A 19,302-nucleotide genomic window follows, 5' to 3' on the forward strand; every position below is an offset into this window, starting at 1 on the left:
TGCTGGATGCGCGTGCCCAGCACCTGGAGGAAGCCGGCGATCCACTTCGGATGCGCGGGCCAGGCGGGCGCGGTGACGAGGTTTCCGTCAATCACCGCGTCATCCACCGGCACCTGCACGTAGGTGCCCTTGGCGAGCGTCACCTCGGGGCCGCAGGCGGGGTAGGCCGTGCAACGCCTGCCCTCGAGCACACCCGCCGCCGCGAGCACCTGCAGCCCGTGGCAGACGGCGGCGATGGGCTTCTTCGCCTCGGCGAAGTGGCGGACCACCTGGAGCACCTTCGGGTTGAGCCGCAGGTACTCCGGCGCCCGGCCGCCCGGAATCACCAGGCCGTCGTACTGCGAGGCCTCGATCTCCGAGAACGTGGCGTTGACGGCGAAGTTGTGGCCCGGCTTCTCGCTGTACGTCTGCGCTCCGTCGAAGTCGTGCACGGCGGTGCGCACCGTCTCTCCCGCCTTCTTGTCCGGACAGACGGCGTGGACCGTGTGCCCCACCGCCTGCAGGGCCTGGAACGGCACCATCACCTCGTAGTCCTCGACGTAATCGCCCACCAGCATCAGCAGCTTCTTGCCCGCCATAGGGTTTCCTCCGGGTTGAAGACCCATGAGGAAATAGCACAGCGGGCGTCCCGGCTCACTCCGCGAAGGCGCGCTGGATGAGCGCGTGGAACGGAGCGTGGCCCGGCAGCGTGCCGAACGTCTGCCCGTGTGCACCCGCCAGCCGCGACTCGCAGAAGATGTCCGAGACCTGCTTGTTGCCGGCGCGGATGAGCAGGGAGGCCTGCAGCGCCAGCGCGAGGCGCTCGACGATGTAACGCGCGCGTGACTCGAGCGTGCCCTGGTCGTCGAACTCCTTCGTCAGCCGCGCGACTTCGGCGTCGAGCGCCGGATGTCCACCGCGGGCGGCGAGGAGCTCCTCGAACAGGGCGTCGCGGCTGGCCGGCTCGCGCGTCACCGCACGCAGCATGTCGAGGCACTGGATGTTGCCGCTCCCTTCCCAGATGGAGTTGAGCGGGGCCTGCCGGTACAGCCGCGCGAGGTTCGACTCCTCCACGTAGCCCGCACCGCCGAGGCACTCCTGCGCCTCGTTGATGAAGGCGGGCGCGCGCTTGCACACCCAGTACTTGCCGATGGCCGTGGCGATCCGCCCGAAGGCCGCTTCCCGGGCCTCCCGATGGCTCGCGTCCACGGCCCGCGACACGCGCGCGGTGAGCACGGTGTGCGCCTCGGACTCGAGCGCCAGGTCCGCGAGCACGTTCATCATCAGGGGCTGTTCAATCAGCCGCTTGCTGAAGGCCTTGCGGTACCGGGTATGGTGGATGGCCTGCACGAGCGCCTGCCGCATCTGGCCGCTCGAGCCGATCATGCAGTCCTGGCGCGTGAGGGCCACCATCTCGAGGATGGTGGAGACGCCGCGGCCCTCCTCGCCCACCATCCAGGCGGTGGCGCCGTGGAACTCGACCTCGGAGCTGGCGTTGCTCCAGTCCCCGAGCTTGTCCTTGAGGCGCTGGACGCGGATGGCATTGCGCTCGCCGTCCGGCGTGAAGCGCGGCAGCAGGAAGCAGGACAGCCCGCCCTCGGCCTGCGCGAGCACGAGGAACGCGTCGCTCATGGGCGCGGAGAAGAACCACTTGTGGCCCACGAGCGCATAGGGCTGTCCCGGACCGCGGCTCCCGAGCGGATGCGCCCGCGTGCTGTTGGTGCGCACGTCCGAGCCGCCCTGCTTCTCGGTCATGCCCATGCCGATGGTGGCGCCCTGCTTCCGCGCCGCGGGGATGAACCGCGCGTCATAGGTGGTCGAGCTCACACGGGGCATCCACTCCCGGGCGAGCTCCGGCTGGCGGCGCAGCGTGGGCACGCTGGCGTAGGTCATCGTCAGGGGGCAGCTCGTGCCCTGATCGGCCTGGTTGTGCAGGTAGAACAGCGCCATGCGGGCCACGTGGGCACCGGGCTTGTCCTCGTGGCGCCAGGCGAAGTTCGGCACGCCATGGGCGATGCCCAGCTCCATGAGGCGATGGTAGGCGGGGTGGAACTCCACCTCGTCCAGGCGGTTGCCGTACCGGTCGAACGGACGGAACCTCGGCTTGTTCTCGTTGGCGGTGAACCCGAGCTGCATCAACTCCCCGCCCACGACGGGGCCGTACTTCGCGAGCTCGTCCTCCGCCCAGCCGCCCCCCTCCCGCGTCACGGCTTCACGCAACACCGTGTCGGTGGCCCAGGCGTCGTAGGTGAGCGGCGGAGCCTGGTTCGTGACCTGGTGCGTGAGGAAGCCTTCGGCGATGGTGCGCGAGTCGTTCATGGGGCTGTTCCTAGCAGAAAGCCGCCCCTTCAAACGACAACGCCCCCGGGTGACGACCCCGGAGGCGGCGGTGCTCCACGGTGAGGTGGGAGCTAGATGAGCGGCATGAAGATCTTCAGCCCGCTGCGGCCACCGGCGCCGAGCGTGTTGCGCTCGATGAAGTCACTCACGGAGGAGCGGCCGTCACCGGTGGTGATGGCGGTGTGGCCGTAGATGCTGCCCAGGCGCGACGAGGTCTTCTCCCAGGTGAGCACGAGGCCCGGAGTCTTCAGCGCCTGCTCGAGCGACATGTTGACCTGCTTGAACTTGTCGCGGGGCAGGTTGTTGTCGATCTGGTTGCCATTGCCCCAGACCTTGAAGCCGAAGGCGTTCTGGATGGCCCGGCTCACGCCGGTGGCGCACAGGCCCTGGCTGTTGTACCCGCCCATGCCCAGCGCCGCCGCGCGGCCCGCGCTCGCGAGCTTGCGCATCGCGGGGGTCACGTTGCCCGGGCTCGCGGCGCCACCGCTTCCCTGGACCTTCCCGCCACCGCTCGTGCCGCCCGTGCCGCCGGGGCGGCCACCGCCGCGCGTCCCGCCCGCCTTGGCCGGCTCGAAGCTGTCACCCTTGCCAGGGATGCGCAGCGTCCTTCCCGCGTAGATGAGGTTCGGGTTGGCGATCTTGTTGTGGCGCGCCAACGCCGAGACGCTGGTCTTGAACCGGGAGGCAAGGGCCGAGAGGGTGTCGCCAGGGCGGATGCGGTAGGTGGACATGCGAAATCTCCTGCAATGATTTTCGCGATTTCCCTCCCGGAGTTGCGTCTGGATTTCCCAAACTCTTGGAATCTACGCGGGCCCTCCAGCCGCCCTCCGGGAAATCCTGAATGAAAACGGCCACCTGCCGGTGGGACGTCCTCCGCCATGGCGGAGCACCTGTTTACAAACCTTCTGGACGAACTGTTCCGCTCACTTCGCCAGCGGCACGCCCAGGTCCTGGAGGACCTTGAAGTCGAACACCAGCATCCCGCCCCAGGAGAAGTCGCCGCCGTTGGCGAGATCGAACTGGGCGAAGGGCATCACCGAGACGATGTCGAGGAAGCCCACCCGGGGCCCCACGCCGAGCTGGAGCGGGCGGTCTTCCACGCCCTCCACGCGCTTGGACCAGAAGAGGTGCGCGCCGACGCCGAACTTGAACTCCCTGGCCCACGAGCGCGCATAGGGCGCCCACTCCATCGGCCGGAAGTCGAGCGCCGCGTAGGGGCCGAGGTGCTCGGCCGCGAAGAGGTTCACCGAATCGCCATACACCCCGGCGGACCAGTACCAGGAGGGCACCTTCAAGGCCGTGCCCTTCTCGTCGAAGCGCCACTCGCCCAGGGAGCCTCCCAGGTGCAGCCCGAGGCCCGTCGAGCCGACCCAGCTCCCCTGGTACCGGTACCCCAGGGCGAGCGGGCGGATGAAGAACTGCAACCGCCGGCCGAGCGGGTTGGGATCCTTCCATTCCGAGTGGGCCTGCTTCTCGGGGCACGGGGCCTGCTCGCCGCTCTCGTTCCGGGGATTGGGCAGACGGCAGGTGTCGCACTCGTCGCCCACGCCATCGTCATCCGCGTCCGCGTGCTCGCCGTCCTTCACGGGGACGAACGGGCACGGGTCACAGAGGTCTCCCGCTCCATCCCCGTCGCTGTCTTCCTGGCCAGGGTTCGCATCGAGCGGGCAGTTGTCGGCGCACGCCTCCATCCGGCCGGGATGGCACGCGGGCGCCTCCGTCTGGCCTGGAGGCAGGTCCGGGACTCCATCCCCATCACTGTCCGCGATGGGGACGGGCCCGGTGGCCGGTGGTGTCTGGGCGGCGGCCGGAGCCAGCGCGAGCAGGAGGACGGCGAGCAGGAGGAGCGGAGTGGAGCGCATCAGAGGCAGAGTCCGAAGACGTTGGCGTCACCGCAGAGCAGCGAGTGCTCCGCGGCGGGCAGGCGGCGGATGGTGGCTTCGTCCTGAACCCACGAGGGCAGCCGGTCGCGTGTGAACTGGTCCGGGACGAGCGTGTCGCCGTCCACGTTGATGACCTCCTCCGTGCTGGGAAACTGGGGGAGCCGGAACGCCGTCTTCAGGTTGTTGCCCTGGAGGATGCGGATGAAGTCGAGCTTGCGCAGGGGCTCGAAGTAGCCGGTCGAGGTGGCCCGGTACAGCGCTCGCGCCCGCTCGAGCATTCTCCTGTCGATGTGCTGGGAGAGGTCCTCGGGCGCACCGGGCGCGGGCAGCAGCCCGGCGTTCATCCAGGTGGCGTCGAGGAGCAGCTCGGGCCGGTTGGGATTGCCCCGGGTGACGCTCCAGCGCGGCAGCATCTGGTAGACGGAGGGCCAGGTGCGCACCACCTCCTTCGGGATGGTGCTCTTGAAGAAGGTTCCCTCCAGCAGGGCGAGCAGGGCGCTCACCGAGCCGAAGAAGGGCACGCCCACGAAACACACACCCTGGACGAGCCTCGCCAGCTCCTCGGCGCCCAGGAGCCGGGCCGCCGCCAGGACGACGAGCCCTCCCTGCGAGTGCGCCACCAGCCGCCAGCGGTCACCGCGCGAGGCCTCGGCCTGGAGGTGCTCGGCGAGGCGCTTGCCGCTGTAGCGGATGTCCAGCCGCCAGTCGTAATCGAAGAAGTCCCACCTGGGGAACGCGTGCGCGAAGGGCTCGTAGGCGAGCGTCATGAACCCGCGGGCGACGAGCGTGTTCTCCAGCGGCTCGAGTGCTTCGGGATCCACCCCGTGCTTGCAGCGGAGCGTCTGTGCGGCACCGGCCTGGGCGAGGAGCTCGAAGATGGTCGCGGCCCGCGCTCCCGCGGCGCTCTCGTAGAGCACTCCGCCCGTTCCCGGAATCACCATCTGGCGGCGAGGCATGTGGCTTCCCCCTGCTATCCGGGAAGCCAACACCAGACACACACGAAGGGGCCAGCGCCATGCGCCCGCAACGGCCAGCACCTGACAGAGCGTGGCCGGGATGTTGAGCGCTCACTCCTTCAAGCGGGGGAGGGGGCCCGTGCCGTCATCTCCGAAGCGGCTCACGTCCACGCCCACCGTGTCCAGCATGGAGATGAACAGGTTGGCGATGGGCTCCCCGCCGTAGCGCACGTGCCGTCCGGGCGTCACCGCGCCCCCGCCGCGCCCCGCGAGCACCACCGGCATGTCCGAGTGCCCGTGCGAGTTGCCGTCCGCCACCTCGCTGCCGAAGTACACCAGGGAGTTGTCCAGCAGCGTCGCGTCCCCCTCGCGCACCGACTTCATCCGCTGCAGCAGGTAGCTGAACTGCTCCATCTCCCAGCGGTCTATCTTCGCGAGCGCCGCGTGGTTGTCCGCGTGGTGCTGGTGGTGCGAGTACGTGTGGTGCCCCGTCGTCAGCCCGAGGAAGTCATACACCCGGTCGCTGCGCCCGTTGCCGAGCATGAAGGTCGCCACCCGCGTCAGGTCGCACTGGAAGGCGAGCACCATCAGGTCGCACATCGCCTTCGTCTTCTCGCGCACGTCCTCCGTCCGCTCGGGCCGCGGGCCCTTCGAGCACGTGGGGGCCTGCTGGTCGAGCGCCGCCACACGCAGCTCCAGCTCGCGCACGCTGGTGAAGTACTCGTCCAGCTTGCGCCGGTCCCTCGCCCCCAGCCGCTGCTGGAGCGCCCGCGCGTCCTCGTTCACGAAGTCCAGGATGCTCTGCTCGTAGGCCTTGCGCTTCTCGATCTGCGCCCGCGTCGCGTCCGGGTCGAAGCCCGCGAAGAGCCGGTCGAACACCGCCCGCGGGTTCGTCTCCTTGGCCCGGGGGCTGGTGGGCCCCGCCCAGGAGATGTTGCGTGCGTAGGCGCAGCTGAAGCTGGCGTCGCACGAGCCCGTTCCGTCGCCTCCGTCGTTGCCCAGCTCCAGCGAGGGCAGGCGCGTGTGGGGCCGCAGGGCCCTGGCGGCGAGCTGGTCCATGGAGACGCCCGCGCGAATGTCATCCTGCCTGTTCGTCTTGACCACCTTCACACAGGAGAGGAAGGCGCCCGTGCCCGCCGCGTGGTGGCCGAACTCGTCCGGCCGCCCGGGCTCGTGCGACAGCCCGGAGAGCACCAGCACGTCGTCCTTCACCGGTGCCAGCGGTTGCAGCGTGGGCGACAGCGTCCAGGACCGCCCGGTGCCGCGAGGCGTGAAGTTCGGCATGAAGAGGCCGCAGGGCACGTAGAAGACGGCCAGCCGCAGTGGCGTGGCGCCGGGTTCCGCCGCCCGGGCCACCGTGGGTTGCATCTGCTCCAGCAGGGGCAGGGCCATCAGCGCCCCCAGGCCCCGGAGCATCGTCCGCCGTGACAGCTTGGAGTCCTTCATCGTGAACCCTCCCCGTTCGTGTCCTCCGCCTCCCCACCGCGCGAGGTGAAGGCCTCGCTCCGGATGACGGAGAGGATGAGGTCCGACAGCCGGCCTCCGCTCGTCCGGGCCTTGCTCGCGATGTCGTCCAGCGTGCAGGCATCCGCGCTCGTGGGCCCGCGTCCCAGCCCGTAGGTGAGCAGATGTTGGGCGATGCAGCGCTCCAGCGCCGGGTCCGACGCGAGGAGGGTGCGCAGCTCCACCCCATCCTTGAAGCGGATGCCGCCTGGCAACTCGCCGCTCGGGTCCACCTGGGCACCGCTCACTTCCTCCTTTTGCCGCCACGCGCCCAACGGGTTGAAGTTCTCCAACCCGAAGCCGATGGGGTCCATCAACTGGTGGCACCCCGAGCAGGTGGGGTCGCTGCTGTGCCGGGCCATGCGCTGCTTGATGCCCATGCTCGGGTCCACCGGCGGTGGCAGGCCCTCCACGTTGGGCGGAGGGGGCGGTGGTGCCTTGCACAGGAGTTGTTCGAGCACCCAGAGCCCCCGCTTCACCGGCGAGGTGCGGTCCGGGTGCGAGGTGACGGCGAGGATGGAGCCCTGTCCGAACAGGCCCGCGCGCTCCGGGTGCGCGGAGAGGTCCACCCGCGTCATCTGGCTCGTGCCCGGAGGGGGCAGGCCGTAGTGCCGGGCGAGCCGGTCGTTCACGTAGGTGAAGTTCGCGTCCAGCAGCTCTTTCGCCGGGTGGTCCCCGTGGAGGAACTCGCGGAAGACGAGCCGCGTCTCCTGGCGCATGGCCTCGCGCAGCGAGTCGTCGAAGGGGTAGAGGAGCGGGTCCGGGTGGAGTGAGTCGAGCGCGCGCGTGTACAGCCATTGCCCGGCGAAGTTGTCCACCAGCGCCTCGGCCTTCGGGTCCGCGAGCATGCGGCGCACCTGGCGCTCCAGCTCCTCGGGATTGCGCAGCGTCCCCGCGTCCGCCGCGGCCAGGAGCGCCTCGTCCGGCATGCTGCTCCACAGGAAGTAGGAGAGGCGGCTGGCGAGCTCGTGGTCGTTGAGCGGGTGGGGCGCCGTGGAGGCCGGGTCCGGGTCCAGCTCCACGCGGTAGAGGAAGTGCGGAGAGAGGAGCACGGCCCGCAGGGCCAGCTTCATGCCCGCGTCGAAGCCCTCGCCATGTGCACGCGCGAGTGGGAGGAAGGCCAGGAGCCGGTCCACCTCGGCTGGGGTGACGGGCCGGCGCCAGGCGCGGCGGGCGAAGGGCTCCAGGATGAGCCGCGCGCAGGGCAGCGGGTCCGCCGGCTCGGGCGTGCAGGTGCGCACGCGGGGCCAGGATGCCTCGGCGAGCTTCTCCGCCGCGGCCGAGTACTTCTCCATCAGCAGCGGCCCCAGGCTGAGCACGTCCGCGTTGTTGTCGAAGCCGTAGCCGTGATCGTCCGCGGGGAAGTCTCGCGCCGGGCGGGTGGTGTCTCCCAGCAGGTCGCGCACCGTGTTGTCGTACTCGGCGCGGTTGAGCCGGTGCAGGGTGACGCGGCCCGGAACTGTCGGACCCGGGCAGGCCGGGTTGCCGGGGGGCTCCGTCTGGGATGTGGGCGGCAACTCCCTCGCCTTCGGCAGCTCGTTGCTCCGGCAGCCGGCGAGCAGGAGCGCGCAGGCCGGGGCCGCCAGCACCTTCCGCCAGCTGTGTGGGAACTTCTTGGACACGTGGGACCTCCTCGCTCGGAGAAGGCCCTGAGCAATTTCCCCACCACCCGCTTTCTCCGTGCTGGAGGGATGGGTGGGTGTCGGAAACCCGTCGGGGTGGTGGGCAGGAGAAGGGACGGTGATGGAAGCGGCGTATCCCGTGTGGCCACCGCGCGCGTCACCGTGGGGCACGCGCGTTCACGGCTTCAGCCCGCGGGATGTGTTTCCTGGTCGCTGTCACCGCGAGATGATGGGCACCTCGAAAGGAGAGGACATGCCGCACCGTTTCGTACGCCGTTGGGGAGGGCTGGTTGTTGGCTGCTTGTTGCTCGAGGCCTGTGCGGGCACGCTCGGCCGTGAAGCCCCGCGTCAGTATGCGCTCGATTCACTGAGCGCCAATTGTCTGAAGAACCCTCTCTCCTGCGCCACCGTGAGTGGAAGGGAGGTGGCCACCGGGCCGGTGCAGACGGTGGGGGCGGCCGTGGCGTCCGCCGCGGCCGTGGGCCACGCGCTGAGCCCCGAGGTGATGACCTCTCTCAAGCCGGAGATGGAGAAGTGCGCGGATCATGCGCGCACGGAGGTGTTGTCGCGGCTCAAGGGGACCTTCGAGGGGCTGGTTCCCAAGGAAGCCGAGTGCAAGGCCATGACGGTGGACGCACGGGGCCGGAGCGTGACGTGGGCCATTCGTCTCGGGTTGGAGATGCACGAGGTGGCCCTGGCGTGTGCGCAGGCGAAGCTGGGTGAGCTGGGCCTGAAGTTCAGCCTCAAGCAGCGCTAACGGTTCAACCGGGACACGAAGGAGAAGTCCCTCATCAGCCCCGAGGAACTCGCGAAACTGCTGCGGCAGGGCGGAGAGGAGTTGAAGGGGACGCTGGAGCCGGATGTGGTCATCCACACGGGAGATCCGCTCCTGGTGCTGGCTGTCTACGACTTCAAGTTCCGTTGTGTGGGCTTCGAGAGGGAGCCTGGGTGGAGGAGATACCCCGTGGGCCACCGTTACGCAGGTCGACTCCAGGGAGATATATACCAGGAAGCATTTGGACCCGAGGTCCACCTCATCGGTCCTCGGAAAGGAATGTTCTGGTGAGCGAGCGTTATCCGAGAATCCGTCTCCGCACGAAATCCAGAGGCTATTGGATACACGAGGGCTTGCGGCTGGACTTCTACATGCGCCGGCCGCACACGCAAATGGCCCAGGCGGTCATGCGCTCGATGGATACCTATCTTAACGCCGTGGGCGCGGAGCATTTCGCCTTCTATGTGGACGATGAGGGGGACTGCCAGTCGCTCGATGCGGAGGGCTGGGCGTTCACTCGGCGCCATCTGCTGGAAGATCCCTGGCCCCGCGTCATCCTGCAGCAAGACAGCACGGAGGGGCCGGATCAATATCGCTTCGAGTATCAGGGCAGGCGGATCGATGATCCCGAGTGGCGAGGCTCGGACAAGGAGGCGTGCGTCGCCTCGTTCTGGCTGCCCACGGAGTACCTGGAGGAGCATGGTCCGGAGCGGGTTCGCGCGATGGCGTTGGAACTGGCGGCTCCCCTGCCCTTCTGCTCCGGCAACGTGGGTCTGGCCTTCCTGGGTCCAAATGATGTGGTGGGTGTGACGGAGGAGATTCGCGAGCGGTGCTTGCGCTACCCGGGCATGGACATCCCCGATGTGGTGTCCTTCTCGTACAACATCGGCACGCGGGTGCGCGGCCCCTCGTGGCTGACCTTCCTGGGCCAGCCGGTGTTGGGCGAACTGGGTGGCGTGGACGCCCTGCGTGCGCGGCTGCACTCGCCGGGAACCACGGTGCGGGACCTGGACGGAGGCCGCGCCGTGGTGACGCTCGGAGAATGGCCGGAGGCGGGCGACACCGAGCAGGGCCGCACGCTGCCCGCCTACCGTGAGCTGGCGCGTGTGCTGGAGCCCTGGCGTTACGAAGGGCCCCGGTACGACAAGGACTTCACTCCCGAAGAGAGGCGCCGCTGGGAGCGCCGGTTCCTCGACTGACCTCCGCTCCGCCCTCAGCGTTCCATCTGGACGAGGAAGGTATTGGCGCCCGGCGTGGGGCTCAGCGGGCCGGTGCCGAAGTCCACCGGCGCCCGGAAGGTCCCCGTGAGGACGCTCTCTCCCTGGCGTGACACGGACAGGTCCACCGGCAGTGTCTGGGCGGACGGGTACGTGTGGCTCCACAGGAGTCTTCCCGTGGGGCGCTGGAGCCGCAGCACGTACACGTTGGTCGCGCCCGGGTAGCCCTCCATCGTGCCGAGTCCGAGGCCGAAGTCCTCGCCTCCCGTGTAGCGGCCGGCCACCACCACGCCCGAGCCCTCGTCCATCTCCACCAGCCCCCCCGTGCTGCCGAGCAGCGCGCCCCAGAGCGCGGCTCCCTCCAGGCCGAAGGCGAGCGCGAAGCCGCGGCTCGTGTACGCGTCGAGCTCCCGGCCGCCGAAGACGAGCTTCCCCGTGAAATAGCCGGACACCACCACCTGACCCCCATGGGCCGCCACGCTCATGGTCACGCCCGTGGCGCCCTCGAGCGGCCGCGTCCAGGACGGAGTGCCCTCGGCGGACACTCGCGAGACGGAGGGCACGAGGAGCGGGGAGGGCGGGATGAAGCGGCCGCCGGCCAGGTACAGGTCTCCCGCGTCATCCTGCGCGAGGTCCATGGTCACGCCGCGCGCGGAATCGACGTACACCCAGCGCAGCGTGCCCTGGGCGTCGTACTGGACGAGGTAGGGATTGCTGGCGCCGGTGACGGGCCCGTTGCCGAAGTCCACCTGGCCCGTCAGGGTGCCCGCGAGGGTGATGTGGCCCCGCGTGTTGACGGCCAGCTCCGTGGCGGTGGTGGGCAGGGATCGGGACCACATCGGCGCTCCGTTCCCATCCATCCTCGCCAGGAAGGCCCCGGCGGGCAGCACGCGTCCGCCGAGCTCCAACCCACCGCTCTGCACGCCCGTGAGGAGCACCGTGTCATAGGGCTCCACGGCGAGGCTCAGTCCCCGCACGTAGGGAGTGCCCGTGCCCGGGGGCGCCGCGAGCAGCCGCGTCCACAGCAGCCCGCCTTGCAGCGAGTACTTGGAGAGCACCAGGACGGAAGTGCCTGGAGGCATGCTCCCCTCGGAGCCGATGGGGGTGCGGTGGTTGCCCAGGGTGAGGACGTTGCCCCGCGAGTCGTGCACCACGGCCACGGGCGCATCCGTCTCCGCCGCGCTGCGCAGCGTGTGCACCCATTGCGTTTCGCCTCCGGCGCTCTTGCGCCGGGACCCGGACTGGAGCTCGTGCTCCTGGTCCGCGAGGTCTTCTGGCTTCCACTCTTCTCCGGTGCCGTAGCCGCCGAGCACGGCCAGCGTGAGCAAGAGGGTGGACCGCGGGTGGGGGCGCTTCAGGTCTCCGGCCATGACTGCCTCCCGCCGGCCTTCGCCGGCCCTCGTCGGGCCAAGGTGGGGGTCGCCCGCCGATGTCTCAACAATGAAGACGACCGCCGGTTCGAGCCTCTTGCCCGGGAGGACAGCTCACCCGTCTGGCCTTCAACAACCCTGGGGGCCCCGCCGCTTCCAGTGTTCGAGAACTCGCGCGCCGTGCGCCCGCTCCATGTATGGGCTCAGGAGGGGCGGTGGTGAAAAGGTGGGCGGGGGGCGGAGCGGAGGAGGTGTCTCGTGACGGATGCCGAGTGTCTGGAATTGCTACGGTGGGCCTCATTGCACTTGCAACTGCGCTACGAGGGCTTCCGCCGCGTGCGCGGGCAGGTGTGCAAGCGCGTGGGCCGGAGGATGAAGGCGCTGGGGGGGGTGGAGCTCCCCGCCTACCTCGCGCGGCTGGAGGCGGACCCGGCCGAGCGGGCCGTGCTGGATGCGCTGTGCCGTGTCACCCTCTCGCGCTTCTACCGGGATCAGGGCGTCTTCGAGGCGCTGCGCGAATCGTTGCTGCCACGGATATTGGAGGCCATGCGGTCCCGGGGTGAGTCCGTCTTCCGCGTGTGGAGCGCGGGGTGTGCCTCGGGGGAGGAGCCGTACACCCTGGCCGTGCTCTTCCGGCTGGGCCTGCGGCCGCGCTTCCCGGAGTTCCGCCTGGAGCTGGTGGCCACCGACGCGGATGCCGCGCTGCTGGAGCGGGCCCGCCGTGGGTGCTACCGGCGCGCCACGCTGCGCGAGCTGCCCTCCGGGTGGGTGGACCAGGCCTTCACCTCCGAGGGCGAGGCGCTGTGCCTGCGGCCCGAGTACCGCGAGGGGCTCGACTTCCGCCGCCAGGACTTGCGCCAGGGCATGCCCGAGGGCCCCTTCCACCTGGTGCTGTGCCGCAACGTGGCCTTCACCTACTTCGCCCGGCCCGTGCAGCGCGAGGTGCTGGCACGGCTGTTGGAGCGGCTGGTGCCCGGTGGGGTGCTCGCCATCGGCGCCCACGAGTCGCTCCCCGAGGACGCCCAGGGCCTCGTGCGCGCCGCGGGGGCGCTGCCCCTCTTCCATCCCTCCGGCCCGCGCCTTTGACGCGTCTCGACTTGATGGAATCGAACAAATCCGTTAATCGCGAGAGTCTCTCATTTTCTGCGAATCGGAAATAACCGGTGCAGGAAGGATGCGAGCTCATGCGTAGGGTTTTGGGAGCAGTCGCGGCGGTGATGCTGTTGGGCTGTGGTGGCAGCACGCGCCCGGAAGCGCAGGCGGTGGACGGCCTGGAGCTGAAGCAGGAGTCCGGTGCGGTGACCGGCCGCTTCGCGCAGGCGGGCGCCGAGGCGAGCTTCTCCTCGAAGCAGGTGGAGGAGGGCGTCTACCGGATTGAAGTGCGGCAGAACGGCATGTCGCTGACGGGCCTGGTGGACGCGGTCAATGGCGTGTCGGACCTGGACGGCTTTGGCGAGGAGACGGGCCAGGACACGCAGATGCTGGACGGGGACCGCGAGGTGCTGACGGGCCTGTACGCGGCGCTCAACGAGCGGATTCCCGCGGGGGACGCGGCGGCGCCCGAGGCCAGGTACCTGCGGCGCGCGGTGAGCCTCTGGTCCCAGCACCCCACCTCCGTGGAGCTGCAGCGCGCGGTGATGGGCGAGGAGGGCCGTGGCTACACCATGCTGTGCAGCTACGCGAAGTGCAACGGCAAGTGGACGGGCAGCTGCGGTGGCTCCTACAACTGGTACTCGTACGCCAAGCACGACTGCCAGCACGGCGGCTTCGACCTGGCGAAGAACCAGCAGATCGCCCAGCTCGGCGACCACGCCACGTGCGGCGGCGACGAGTACTACATGAGCGGCAGCACGTGGGTGTGCGGCGAGCCGGACCACTGGAGCCGCCCGAAGGTGATGGGCATCTGCTTCGGCCGCTGCGGTGGTGGCTGCGGTGGAGACACCCAGTACACGCTGGACGCCACCAACCATGACGGGTGCGTGCGCAACGGCCACGCGCTGGCGAGCGCCTACTGCGACGACCAGTTCGTCTCCGCGAGCGACGACGAGCTGTTCGCTGGCAACTGCTACTGACGATGCGCTGGCTGAACGTGAGGGCGGTGCCTCGCGCCGCGTTGTGGCTGGGCCTGGTGGCCGCCCTCGGCTGTAACACGGAGTCCCGGAAGACCGAGGCCGCGCGGACCACGGTGCGGCGCTTCTTCGAGGAGCTGCCCTCGGGGGACTGCGCGGTGCTCGCTCCCTTGCTGACCGGCAAGGAGGGCGACACCTGCCAGGCGACCGTGCGGGAGCTGAACGAGCACGGCGTCTCCCTGGTGGAGGTGCTGGACGCGAAGGTGGACGGACGGGACTCGAGCGCGGTGGTGGTGCGCGCGCGGGTGGCACGGGACGGGAAGGTCCGCGAGCAGCCCATGTTACTGCGCGTGGAGCAGCACCCGGACGGCTGGAAGCTGCGCCTGTAGGGGCAGCGCGCCGGACGGTTTTGGGAGACAATGGAGGAGCGATGAACAACCGGTCCCGTGTCCTTCTCCCGCTCGGTGCGGCCCTGGTGTTGGGGGCCGCGCTGATGCTTCGCTTCGTGCCCACCGGGCCGCAGGCCGTCGCTCCTCCGGCCGGGGCGCCGCCGCCCATGAAGGTGGCTCCGAGCGCTCCGTCCGCGTCCATCTCCGTTCCAGCGGCCGCGCGCGAGCGGCTGGCCGAGAAGGTGAAGTCCAGTCCGGGCGCGGGAGTGACGTCGGAGGGGCGCGGGGCGACGGTGGTGCCCATCGGCCCCGGGGACGTGGTGCCGGAGCCCGAGGTGGCCAATCCCTTGCCGCAGCGGAACGAGCCCATCGAGCCGGAGAAGCCGCAGACGGCGGAGTGGAAGCACGGGAAGCTGGTGCGCATCACGGAGCTGCGGACGCGGGACCTGGAGCGGCTGGAGGAGGAGCGGGCGGCGGCGGAGGCGAGCGGGAACAAGGAGGAGGCGAGGCGGCTGGCGGTGCAGTTGTCGCGTCACCGGGCGAGGCTGGAGGAACTGCACAAGCAGACGGCGGACCTGGCGGGGCAGGCGAGCCAGGAGCAGGCTGCACAGTAAGCGTCACGTGAAGCGGTGAAGGTCGCGTGAAGCGGTGAAGGTCGCGTGAAGCGGTGAAGGTCGCGTGAAGCGGTGAGCACTGCTCCGGACACATCCCCTCTCCCCTCGGGAGAGGGACGGGGTGAGGGTATCGGATGAACCCGGGTTGCGATCACCCTCTCCCTCTGGGAGAGGGCTGGGGTGAGGGTCCGCGCGGAACCCGAGTCCTGCTGTGGCTCGCGCTGGGGACGCTGAGTGCCTGTGCCCCGACGCCGCCCACGCCGAGCCCCTTCATTCGAACGGACACCGTGGTCGCGGGAACCGAGGCCCCGGATGACGCCGCGGTGGTCGCCCTGTTGGCGAGGCGGGCGCGCTGCACGGGAGAGCCGCTCACGCTGCTGTGCACGGGGTCGCTGATCGCCCCGGACGTGGTGCTGACGGCGGCGCACTGCCTGGAGCTCTTCGGGACGGACGGGGCCTACGAGGTCTTCCTCGGGGCGAAGCTGTTGCCGGAGCCGGAGCCCGGGGGCCGTTTCATCCGGGTCGCCAGCGCGGTGCGGCACCCGGGCTACGAGCGAACGAGCCACGCCTACGACGCGGCGCTGCTGCGCCTGGCGAAACCGGTGAACGAATCTCCCCTCCCACTTCCCGAGCCCGCGAAGGCCGCACTGGAGCCAGGCCAGTCCGCGCGGGTGGTGGGTTTCGGAGACACGAGGGACGCGAGCGCCCCCGCGGGGCAGCGCCGCCAGGGAACGCTGGTCCTGACACAGGTGGAGGCGGGCGGCTTCCGAGCGGACCCCGCGCCATCCATGAGCTGCGTGGGGGACAGCGGAGGGCCGGTGCTGGTGCGGGGCGCGGAGGGAGGCGAGGTCCTCGTGGGAGTCACCGCGAGTGGTGACGTGGCCTGCCGCGACGAGGCCTTCAACGTCCGGGTGGACGTGCTGCTCGAGGACTTCATCCGGCCCTTCCTCGCCGGGCAACTGGAGCCACGAGGCCCGGAGCTCCCCCTCGAGTCCCTCTGCACCGCCAGCTGTACGAGCGATGCGCAGTGCCCGGCGGGGCTCGCGTGCGAGACGGTGGCGGAGGGAGGAGCGGCGCGTTGCCTCCAGCCCGCGTTGCAGGAGGGGAACTACGGCGCCCTGTGTTCCGAGGACGTGCAATGCGGAGCGGGCAGCGTCTGCGCGCGCCTGGAGCCCGAGGGCGAGGACGCGTGCCGCTGCTTCACTCCCTGTGTCCCGGCACCGCTCCCCGAGGAGGCGAGCGGTTGCACGGGAGCGCCGGGCGCGAGCCCCTGGTTATGGGGGCTGGGCGCGTGGAGGCTGCTCGTCAGGAGGGGCCGGGCGCTCAGCCGCCGTGGAGGGGCAGGCGCTTGCGCGGGCCGCCGCGGTGGGTGATGTCCATTTCGCTCGGGGCCTTCTTGCGGCCCTGCACGGGCGAGCCGCGCTTGGCACGCGTCTCCTGGCGCTGTCTGGCCTCGTTGCGGGGATGCTTCGGACGCTCCTCGCGGCGGTAGGCGGCGGCGGACTCGGTGGCGACCGTCTTGCGGTGCGGCCCGTGGCGGTACTGGGCGGCGGCCTCGTCCGGAATCGTCTTGCGGCGCGAGGTGGAGCTCCCCGTCTCGGGCAGGGGCAGCTTGAGGCTCTGGGCCCTCTTGCCCTCGCCGGGCGGACGGCGCTGGCTGACGGAGCGCTCGGTCGTCTTCGCGCGGCCGATGACGCCACCGCTCTTCTTCAGGGCGTGGGCGCTCTTGCCGGCGGGGACGTCACCAATGTCCGAGGCCTTCACCGTCAGGGTGGTGCCCTTGGCCTTGGCGCGCCTGGCACGGGACTGCTGGGTTTTCTCTGGCATGGGTTCTCCCCCCAATGGAGGTAGGGATGGCCGGCCGGAATGACCAGGGGAGGCCGGACCATCGCACGGGTGTCTGGGTCGTCTGTGGACGCGGAAGCGCTACAGGGCGTTCCCGCGCTTCGTCTTGCGCCGGGTAACGGTCCGCTTGCCGGGCCGCACCTCGGTGGTGGCGAGCCCGAGCCCCACGGGCTCCGTCATGGCCGGGCCAGGGGTGGCCTTGCGCAGCAGCTTCTGCCGCCGCAGGGCCGCGGCCTGGTCGCGTGGCACGGTCTTCTTGCCCCTGCCCAGACCCGGGGCCTGCCGGTTCGTCTGCGCCTCGTCGACGTCCGTCATCCGCCGCTTGTTCTTGATGCCTGCTACCCGCGTCCTGACTGCCATAGAGTGGCCTCCTGCATCGGAGGTAAGGACGCCCGGGCTGGTTTTCCATCCCCCCGCTGGCTCACCCGTATGCCGGGCGCCCGCTGGCTCAGCGCCCCAACCCGGCCGTGGCCCGCGGGCAGTCCTTCACGATGGCCTGCGCCTGCGCGTCCCCGTCCTCCGCCTCGCTCAGCGCGCGCGACACGGAGGTGGTGCACTTGAAGGGCGAGGGCGGTGTCTTCGCGTTGCAGCAGCGCCACCCGTCCAGCTTCTTCAGGTAGCCGAGCGCCTCGCGCTTCGTGGGCAACACGATGAACCACACCGAGGCGAACACCATCACCAGCCAGAAGCCCTGCCAGCCCAGGCCGCGCTGCCACTTCTTGGTGAACACGGGCACGGCCTCCGGCTGCACCTTCTGGAGGCGATCACCGTAGCGCCGCTGCACGAAGGGCGAGATGACCAGGTCCACCGGGGCGAGCACGGCCCGCACGAGGCCGCGCACCGGGCCCGGCGGGCTCCCGTCCGCCACCAGCCGCAGGCCGAGGACACCCCGCCACAACGTCCACCCGCTCAGCCCACCCGCCAGGGACATGGCGAGCCACGTCACCACCGCGGCCACCACGAGCGCCCGCGGCGTCCGGTCCACGTCCAGCGCCCGCAGCGCCCCCCAACCCAGCAGCGCCGAGGTGGCCAGGTCCAGAAGGTCCGCGAACCACAGCCGCCACAGGTAGCGGGTGTCGGCCGGTTCGAACTCCGAGGAGAACAGCGCGTCGCTCATTCGTTCCCAGCATAGTCCGCGAATCGCGCCCGTCTCGGATTTGTTGCGCGCGGGGGCTCACCCGCCGTCGCGCTTGAGGTGCATCTGGCTGGGGGGCTTCTTGCGCCCGCGCACGGGCACCTCTCCGTGGGGACGCTTCGGCAGGTGGGGCTCCGAGGCCGGCCCCAGCCGGGCCCGGGCCAGGAGCCGCTCGCGCCGGAGCAGCGGAAGCTCATCCCGGAAGGGGGTGGGTCTGCCCTTGCTCGAGTCCGATCGAACCGCCATGTGCTCTCCCTCCTCCGCAAGGTGAGGAATGGGCCCGGCGGACGGCACCGTCATCTCAGCGGGGGGCGGCGCGGGGCGCTGATCGGCCGCTCGCGGGACGGGAGGGGGCTTCAGGAGGTGCGGCGCTTGCCCTGGGCGAGCTCGTCGATGGAGAAGAGCAGGCCTTCCCGGGGAGCGGCCGTGGGCGCCGTGCGGGCGGCGGAGCGCTTGGACTTCGCGGGCTTCTCGTTGGCCGTCTCCACCAGGGTGGCCTTCACGGCGCGGCCCGAGCGGTTCGGCAGGGCCTTGAGGGGCGGCAGGTGCACCTTGCGGCAGTTGCGGCACCAGGACTGCGGCCGGCGCTCGCCGCGGATGATGCGCGTGCCGAAGTCCTGCTCGGTGGGGCCGATGTGGCCGCAGCGGGGGCAGCGCGACAGCGCCGTCTTCCCCACTTCCTTCGCCAACTGCCGCCCGTGCTGCACCACCAGCGACAGCGCCGCCACGAATCCCATCTTCTTGGGGGGCGCCGCCGGCTTGCGAGTCCGCTTCTTCCGCTCGCTTCGGCTCTGCACAGGCATCAGGTCCGCCCCGTCGAGAAGGTTGCCCTGCTCAAGGACTCGCAACGCGCCGTTGGTGGTCGAGTGGCTCACGGCTCTACTCATACTAGGGGGGTCTGACACGCCCTGCTGATCGGCCAGGTCGCCTGGACGCTCCCCTGCCTCCCGGCCCTCCCCGAGCCAGTCCGTCCCCTCTGCCCGGGTCCCCAGAAGCTCCTTCCTGATCGCCCGCTCCCGCCAGCCCCCCGCCCATGCCCACCTTCCAGAAAACGACACTCCAGAGGAGAGCCCCATGGCCGACACGCCCACCGGCGGACCCACGAGCCGCAGTGAGAAGCGCCACCAATCCCACCTGGGCCGCAGCTACGCCGCCTTCATCAAGCACCTGGCCGAGGTAGGGAAGTTGGAGGCGGGACTGGTTGAGTGTGCGGCGGTGTCGGTCATCAACGCGTTGCTGCACCGCATCCAGCCGGAGGAGGCGAAAGACCTGGAGGCGCAGCTGCCGCGCAAGCTGCTGGAGTTCCTGCCCACGGAGGGGCCGGAGAAGGCGGCGCGGAAGTATGGCCGGACGCGGGACGACTTCCTGCGGGGGGTGGCGGAGGACCTGGGCAAGGACGCCTCCGAGGTGGAGAGCCTCGTGCGCGCCGTGTTCCTGGGCCTGCGCGAGCACATCTCGGAGGGCGAGGCGCAGGACGTGGAGAGCAACCTGCCGCCGGATCTGCAGGACCTGTGGCGGCGCACGCAGTAGGGGGCCCGGGGCACCTCCCGGCCGCGCGGCGTGGCAACGGAGCCAACCGTTGGACCCGTTGCTCCCGGTCGCGGC

General features: G+C 70.3%; 22 protein-coding genes. 9 read left to right on the plus strand and 13 right to left on the minus strand.

Annotated features, from left to right (window positions below; translation table 11 throughout):
* The 7 genes from Q664_RS43300 to Q664_RS43330 form a co-directional block, all read right to left on the minus strand.
* Nucleotides 1-578 (minus strand): DJ-1/PfpI family protein (locus Q664_RS43300; protein WP_043410524.1); only part of this gene is annotated, 578 nt, incomplete at its 3' end.
* A gap of 55 nt (nt 579-633) precedes the next feature.
* Nucleotides 634-2,298 (minus strand): isovaleryl-CoA dehydrogenase, encoded by a 1,665-nt coding sequence (locus Q664_RS43305; RefSeq protein ID WP_043410526.1) that lies wholly within the window; start codon nt 2,296-2,298, stop codon nt 634-636.
* A 92-nt stretch (nt 2,299-2,390) separates the two neighbouring features.
* On the minus strand, nt 2,391-3,050 hold the full coding sequence (locus Q664_RS43310; RefSeq protein ID WP_043410529.1) for a LysM peptidoglycan-binding domain-containing protein: 660 nt from the start codon (nt 3,048-3,050) through the stop codon (nt 2,391-2,393).
* A gap of 192 nt (nt 3,051-3,242) precedes the next feature.
* Complete coding sequence (locus Q664_RS43315) at nt 3,243-4,181, minus strand: hypothetical protein (RefSeq protein ID WP_043410532.1); 939 nt, start codon at nt 4,179-4,181, stop codon at nt 3,243-3,245.
* A complete protein-coding gene (locus Q664_RS43320) occupies nt 4,181-5,158 on the minus strand; it encodes an esterase/lipase family protein (RefSeq protein ID WP_043410534.1) in 978 nt (325 codons plus the stop codon). The genes Q664_RS43315 and Q664_RS43320 overlap by 1 nt, the downstream gene beginning before the upstream one ends.
* Nucleotides 5,159-5,269: 111 nt before the next feature.
* A complete protein-coding gene (locus Q664_RS43325) occupies nt 5,270-6,604 on the minus strand; it encodes a DUF1552 domain-containing protein (RefSeq protein WP_043410537.1) in 1,335 nt (444 codons plus the stop codon).
* Entirely contained in the window at nt 6,601-8,283 is a 1,683-nt protein-coding gene (locus tag Q664_RS43330; RefSeq protein ID WP_200883852.1) for a DUF1592 domain-containing protein, read from the minus strand. The genes Q664_RS43325 and Q664_RS43330 overlap by 4 nt, the downstream gene beginning before the upstream one ends.
* Before the next feature lie 253 nt (nt 8,284-8,536).
* Between Q664_RS43330 and Q664_RS57010 the strand changes: the two genes are divergently transcribed.
* The 3 genes from Q664_RS57010 (at nt 8,537) to Q664_RS43340 (ending at nt 10,257) form a co-directional block, all read left to right on the plus strand.
* Nucleotides 8,537-9,040: a hypothetical protein gene (locus Q664_RS57010; RefSeq protein WP_152622674.1), complete on the plus strand. Its 504-nt coding sequence runs from the start codon at nt 8,537-8,539 to the stop codon at nt 9,038-9,040.
* A gap of 81 nt (nt 9,041-9,121) precedes the next feature.
* Nucleotides 9,122-9,349 carry a hypothetical protein gene (locus Q664_RS59640; protein ID WP_052519411.1) on the plus strand — a complete coding sequence of 76 codons (228 nt, stop codon included), beginning with the start codon at nt 9,122-9,124 and terminating at the stop codon, nt 9,347-9,349.
* Entirely contained in the window at nt 9,346-10,257 is a 912-nt protein-coding gene (locus tag Q664_RS43340) for a DUF3396 domain-containing protein (protein WP_052519412.1), read from the plus strand. Before Q664_RS59640 ends, Q664_RS43340 begins: the two co-directional genes overlap by 4 nt.
* A 14-nt stretch (nt 10,258-10,271) precedes the next feature.
* Here Q664_RS43340 and Q664_RS43345 read toward each other — a convergent pair whose 3' ends face one another.
* The gene (locus Q664_RS43345; RefSeq protein ID WP_043410541.1) at nt 10,272-11,645 is read right to left on the minus strand and encodes a hypothetical protein; all 1,374 of its coding nucleotides are present in this window, start codon (nt 11,643-11,645) and stop codon (nt 10,272-10,274) included.
* Nucleotides 11,646-11,903: 258 nt separating this feature from the next.
* On the opposite strand from Q664_RS43345, the gene Q664_RS43350 reads away from it, so the two are divergent.
* From Q664_RS43350 to Q664_RS43370, 5 genes are all read left to right on the plus strand, one after another.
* The gene (locus Q664_RS43350; protein ID WP_043410543.1) at nt 11,904-12,731 is read left to right on the plus strand and encodes a CheR family methyltransferase; all 828 of its coding nucleotides are present in this window, start codon (nt 11,904-11,906) and stop codon (nt 12,729-12,731) included.
* Nucleotides 12,732-12,829: 98 nt separating this feature from the next.
* Nucleotides 12,830-13,717 (plus strand): hypothetical protein, encoded by an 888-nt coding sequence (locus Q664_RS43355; protein ID WP_043410545.1) that lies wholly within the window; start codon nt 12,830-12,832, stop codon nt 13,715-13,717.
* Nucleotides 13,718-13,719: 2 nt separating this feature from the next.
* On the plus strand, nt 13,720-14,103 hold the full coding sequence (locus Q664_RS43360; RefSeq protein WP_052519413.1) for a hypothetical protein: 384 nt from the start codon (nt 13,720-13,722) through the stop codon (nt 14,101-14,103).
* Between the two features lie 41 nt (nt 14,104-14,144).
* Nucleotides 14,145-14,717 carry a hypothetical protein gene (locus Q664_RS43365; RefSeq protein WP_043410548.1) on the plus strand — a complete coding sequence of 191 codons (573 nt, stop codon included), beginning with the start codon at nt 14,145-14,147 and terminating at the stop codon, nt 14,715-14,717.
* A 287-nt stretch (nt 14,718-15,004) separates the two neighbouring features.
* Nucleotides 15,005-16,090, plus strand: a complete 1,086-nt coding sequence (locus tag Q664_RS43370) for a S1 family peptidase (RefSeq protein WP_235217101.1) — start codon at nt 15,005-15,007, stop codon at nt 16,088-16,090.
* On the opposite strand, the gene Q664_RS61780 is transcribed toward Q664_RS43370, so the two are convergent.
* The 5 genes from Q664_RS61780 to Q664_RS43400 all read right to left on the minus strand — a co-directional run bounded on the left by Q664_RS61780 (nt 16,041) and on the right by Q664_RS43400 (nt 18,572).
* The gene (locus Q664_RS61780) at nt 16,041-16,544 is read right to left on the minus strand and encodes a hypothetical protein (RefSeq protein ID WP_052519414.1); all 504 of its coding nucleotides are present in this window, start codon (nt 16,542-16,544) and stop codon (nt 16,041-16,043) included. The genes Q664_RS43370 and Q664_RS61780 overlap by 50 nt on opposite strands.
* A 99-nt stretch (nt 16,545-16,643) precedes the next feature.
* Nucleotides 16,644-16,922, minus strand: a complete 279-nt coding sequence (locus Q664_RS53490) for a hypothetical protein (RefSeq protein WP_052519415.1) — start codon at nt 16,920-16,922, stop codon at nt 16,644-16,646.
* An 88-nt stretch (nt 16,923-17,010) separates the two neighbouring features.
* Nucleotides 17,011-17,679 carry an RDD family protein gene (locus tag Q664_RS43390; protein WP_043410550.1) on the minus strand — a complete coding sequence of 223 codons (669 nt, stop codon included), beginning with the start codon at nt 17,677-17,679 and terminating at the stop codon, nt 17,011-17,013.
* Between the two features lie 57 nt (nt 17,680-17,736).
* Nucleotides 17,737-17,943: a hypothetical protein gene (locus Q664_RS43395; protein ID WP_084610854.1), complete on the minus strand. Its 207-nt coding sequence runs from the start codon at nt 17,941-17,943 to the stop codon at nt 17,737-17,739.
* A gap of 110 nt (nt 17,944-18,053) precedes the next feature.
* Complete coding sequence (locus Q664_RS43400; protein ID WP_052519416.1) at nt 18,054-18,572, minus strand: zinc ribbon domain-containing protein; 519 nt, start codon at nt 18,570-18,572, stop codon at nt 18,054-18,056.
* A 199-nt stretch (nt 18,573-18,771) separates the two neighbouring features.
* Between Q664_RS43400 and Q664_RS43405 the strand changes: the two genes are divergently transcribed.
* Nucleotides 18,772-19,227: a DUF2267 domain-containing protein gene (locus tag Q664_RS43405; protein ID WP_043410557.1), complete on the plus strand. Its 456-nt coding sequence runs from the start codon at nt 18,772-18,774 to the stop codon at nt 19,225-19,227.
* Nucleotides 19,228-19,302: the final 75 nt, after the last annotated feature.

The organism is Archangium violaceum Cb vi76 (genome assembly GCF_000733295.1).
Classification (GTDB): Bacteria; Myxococcota; Myxococcia; order Myxococcales; family Myxococcaceae; genus Archangium; species Archangium violaceum.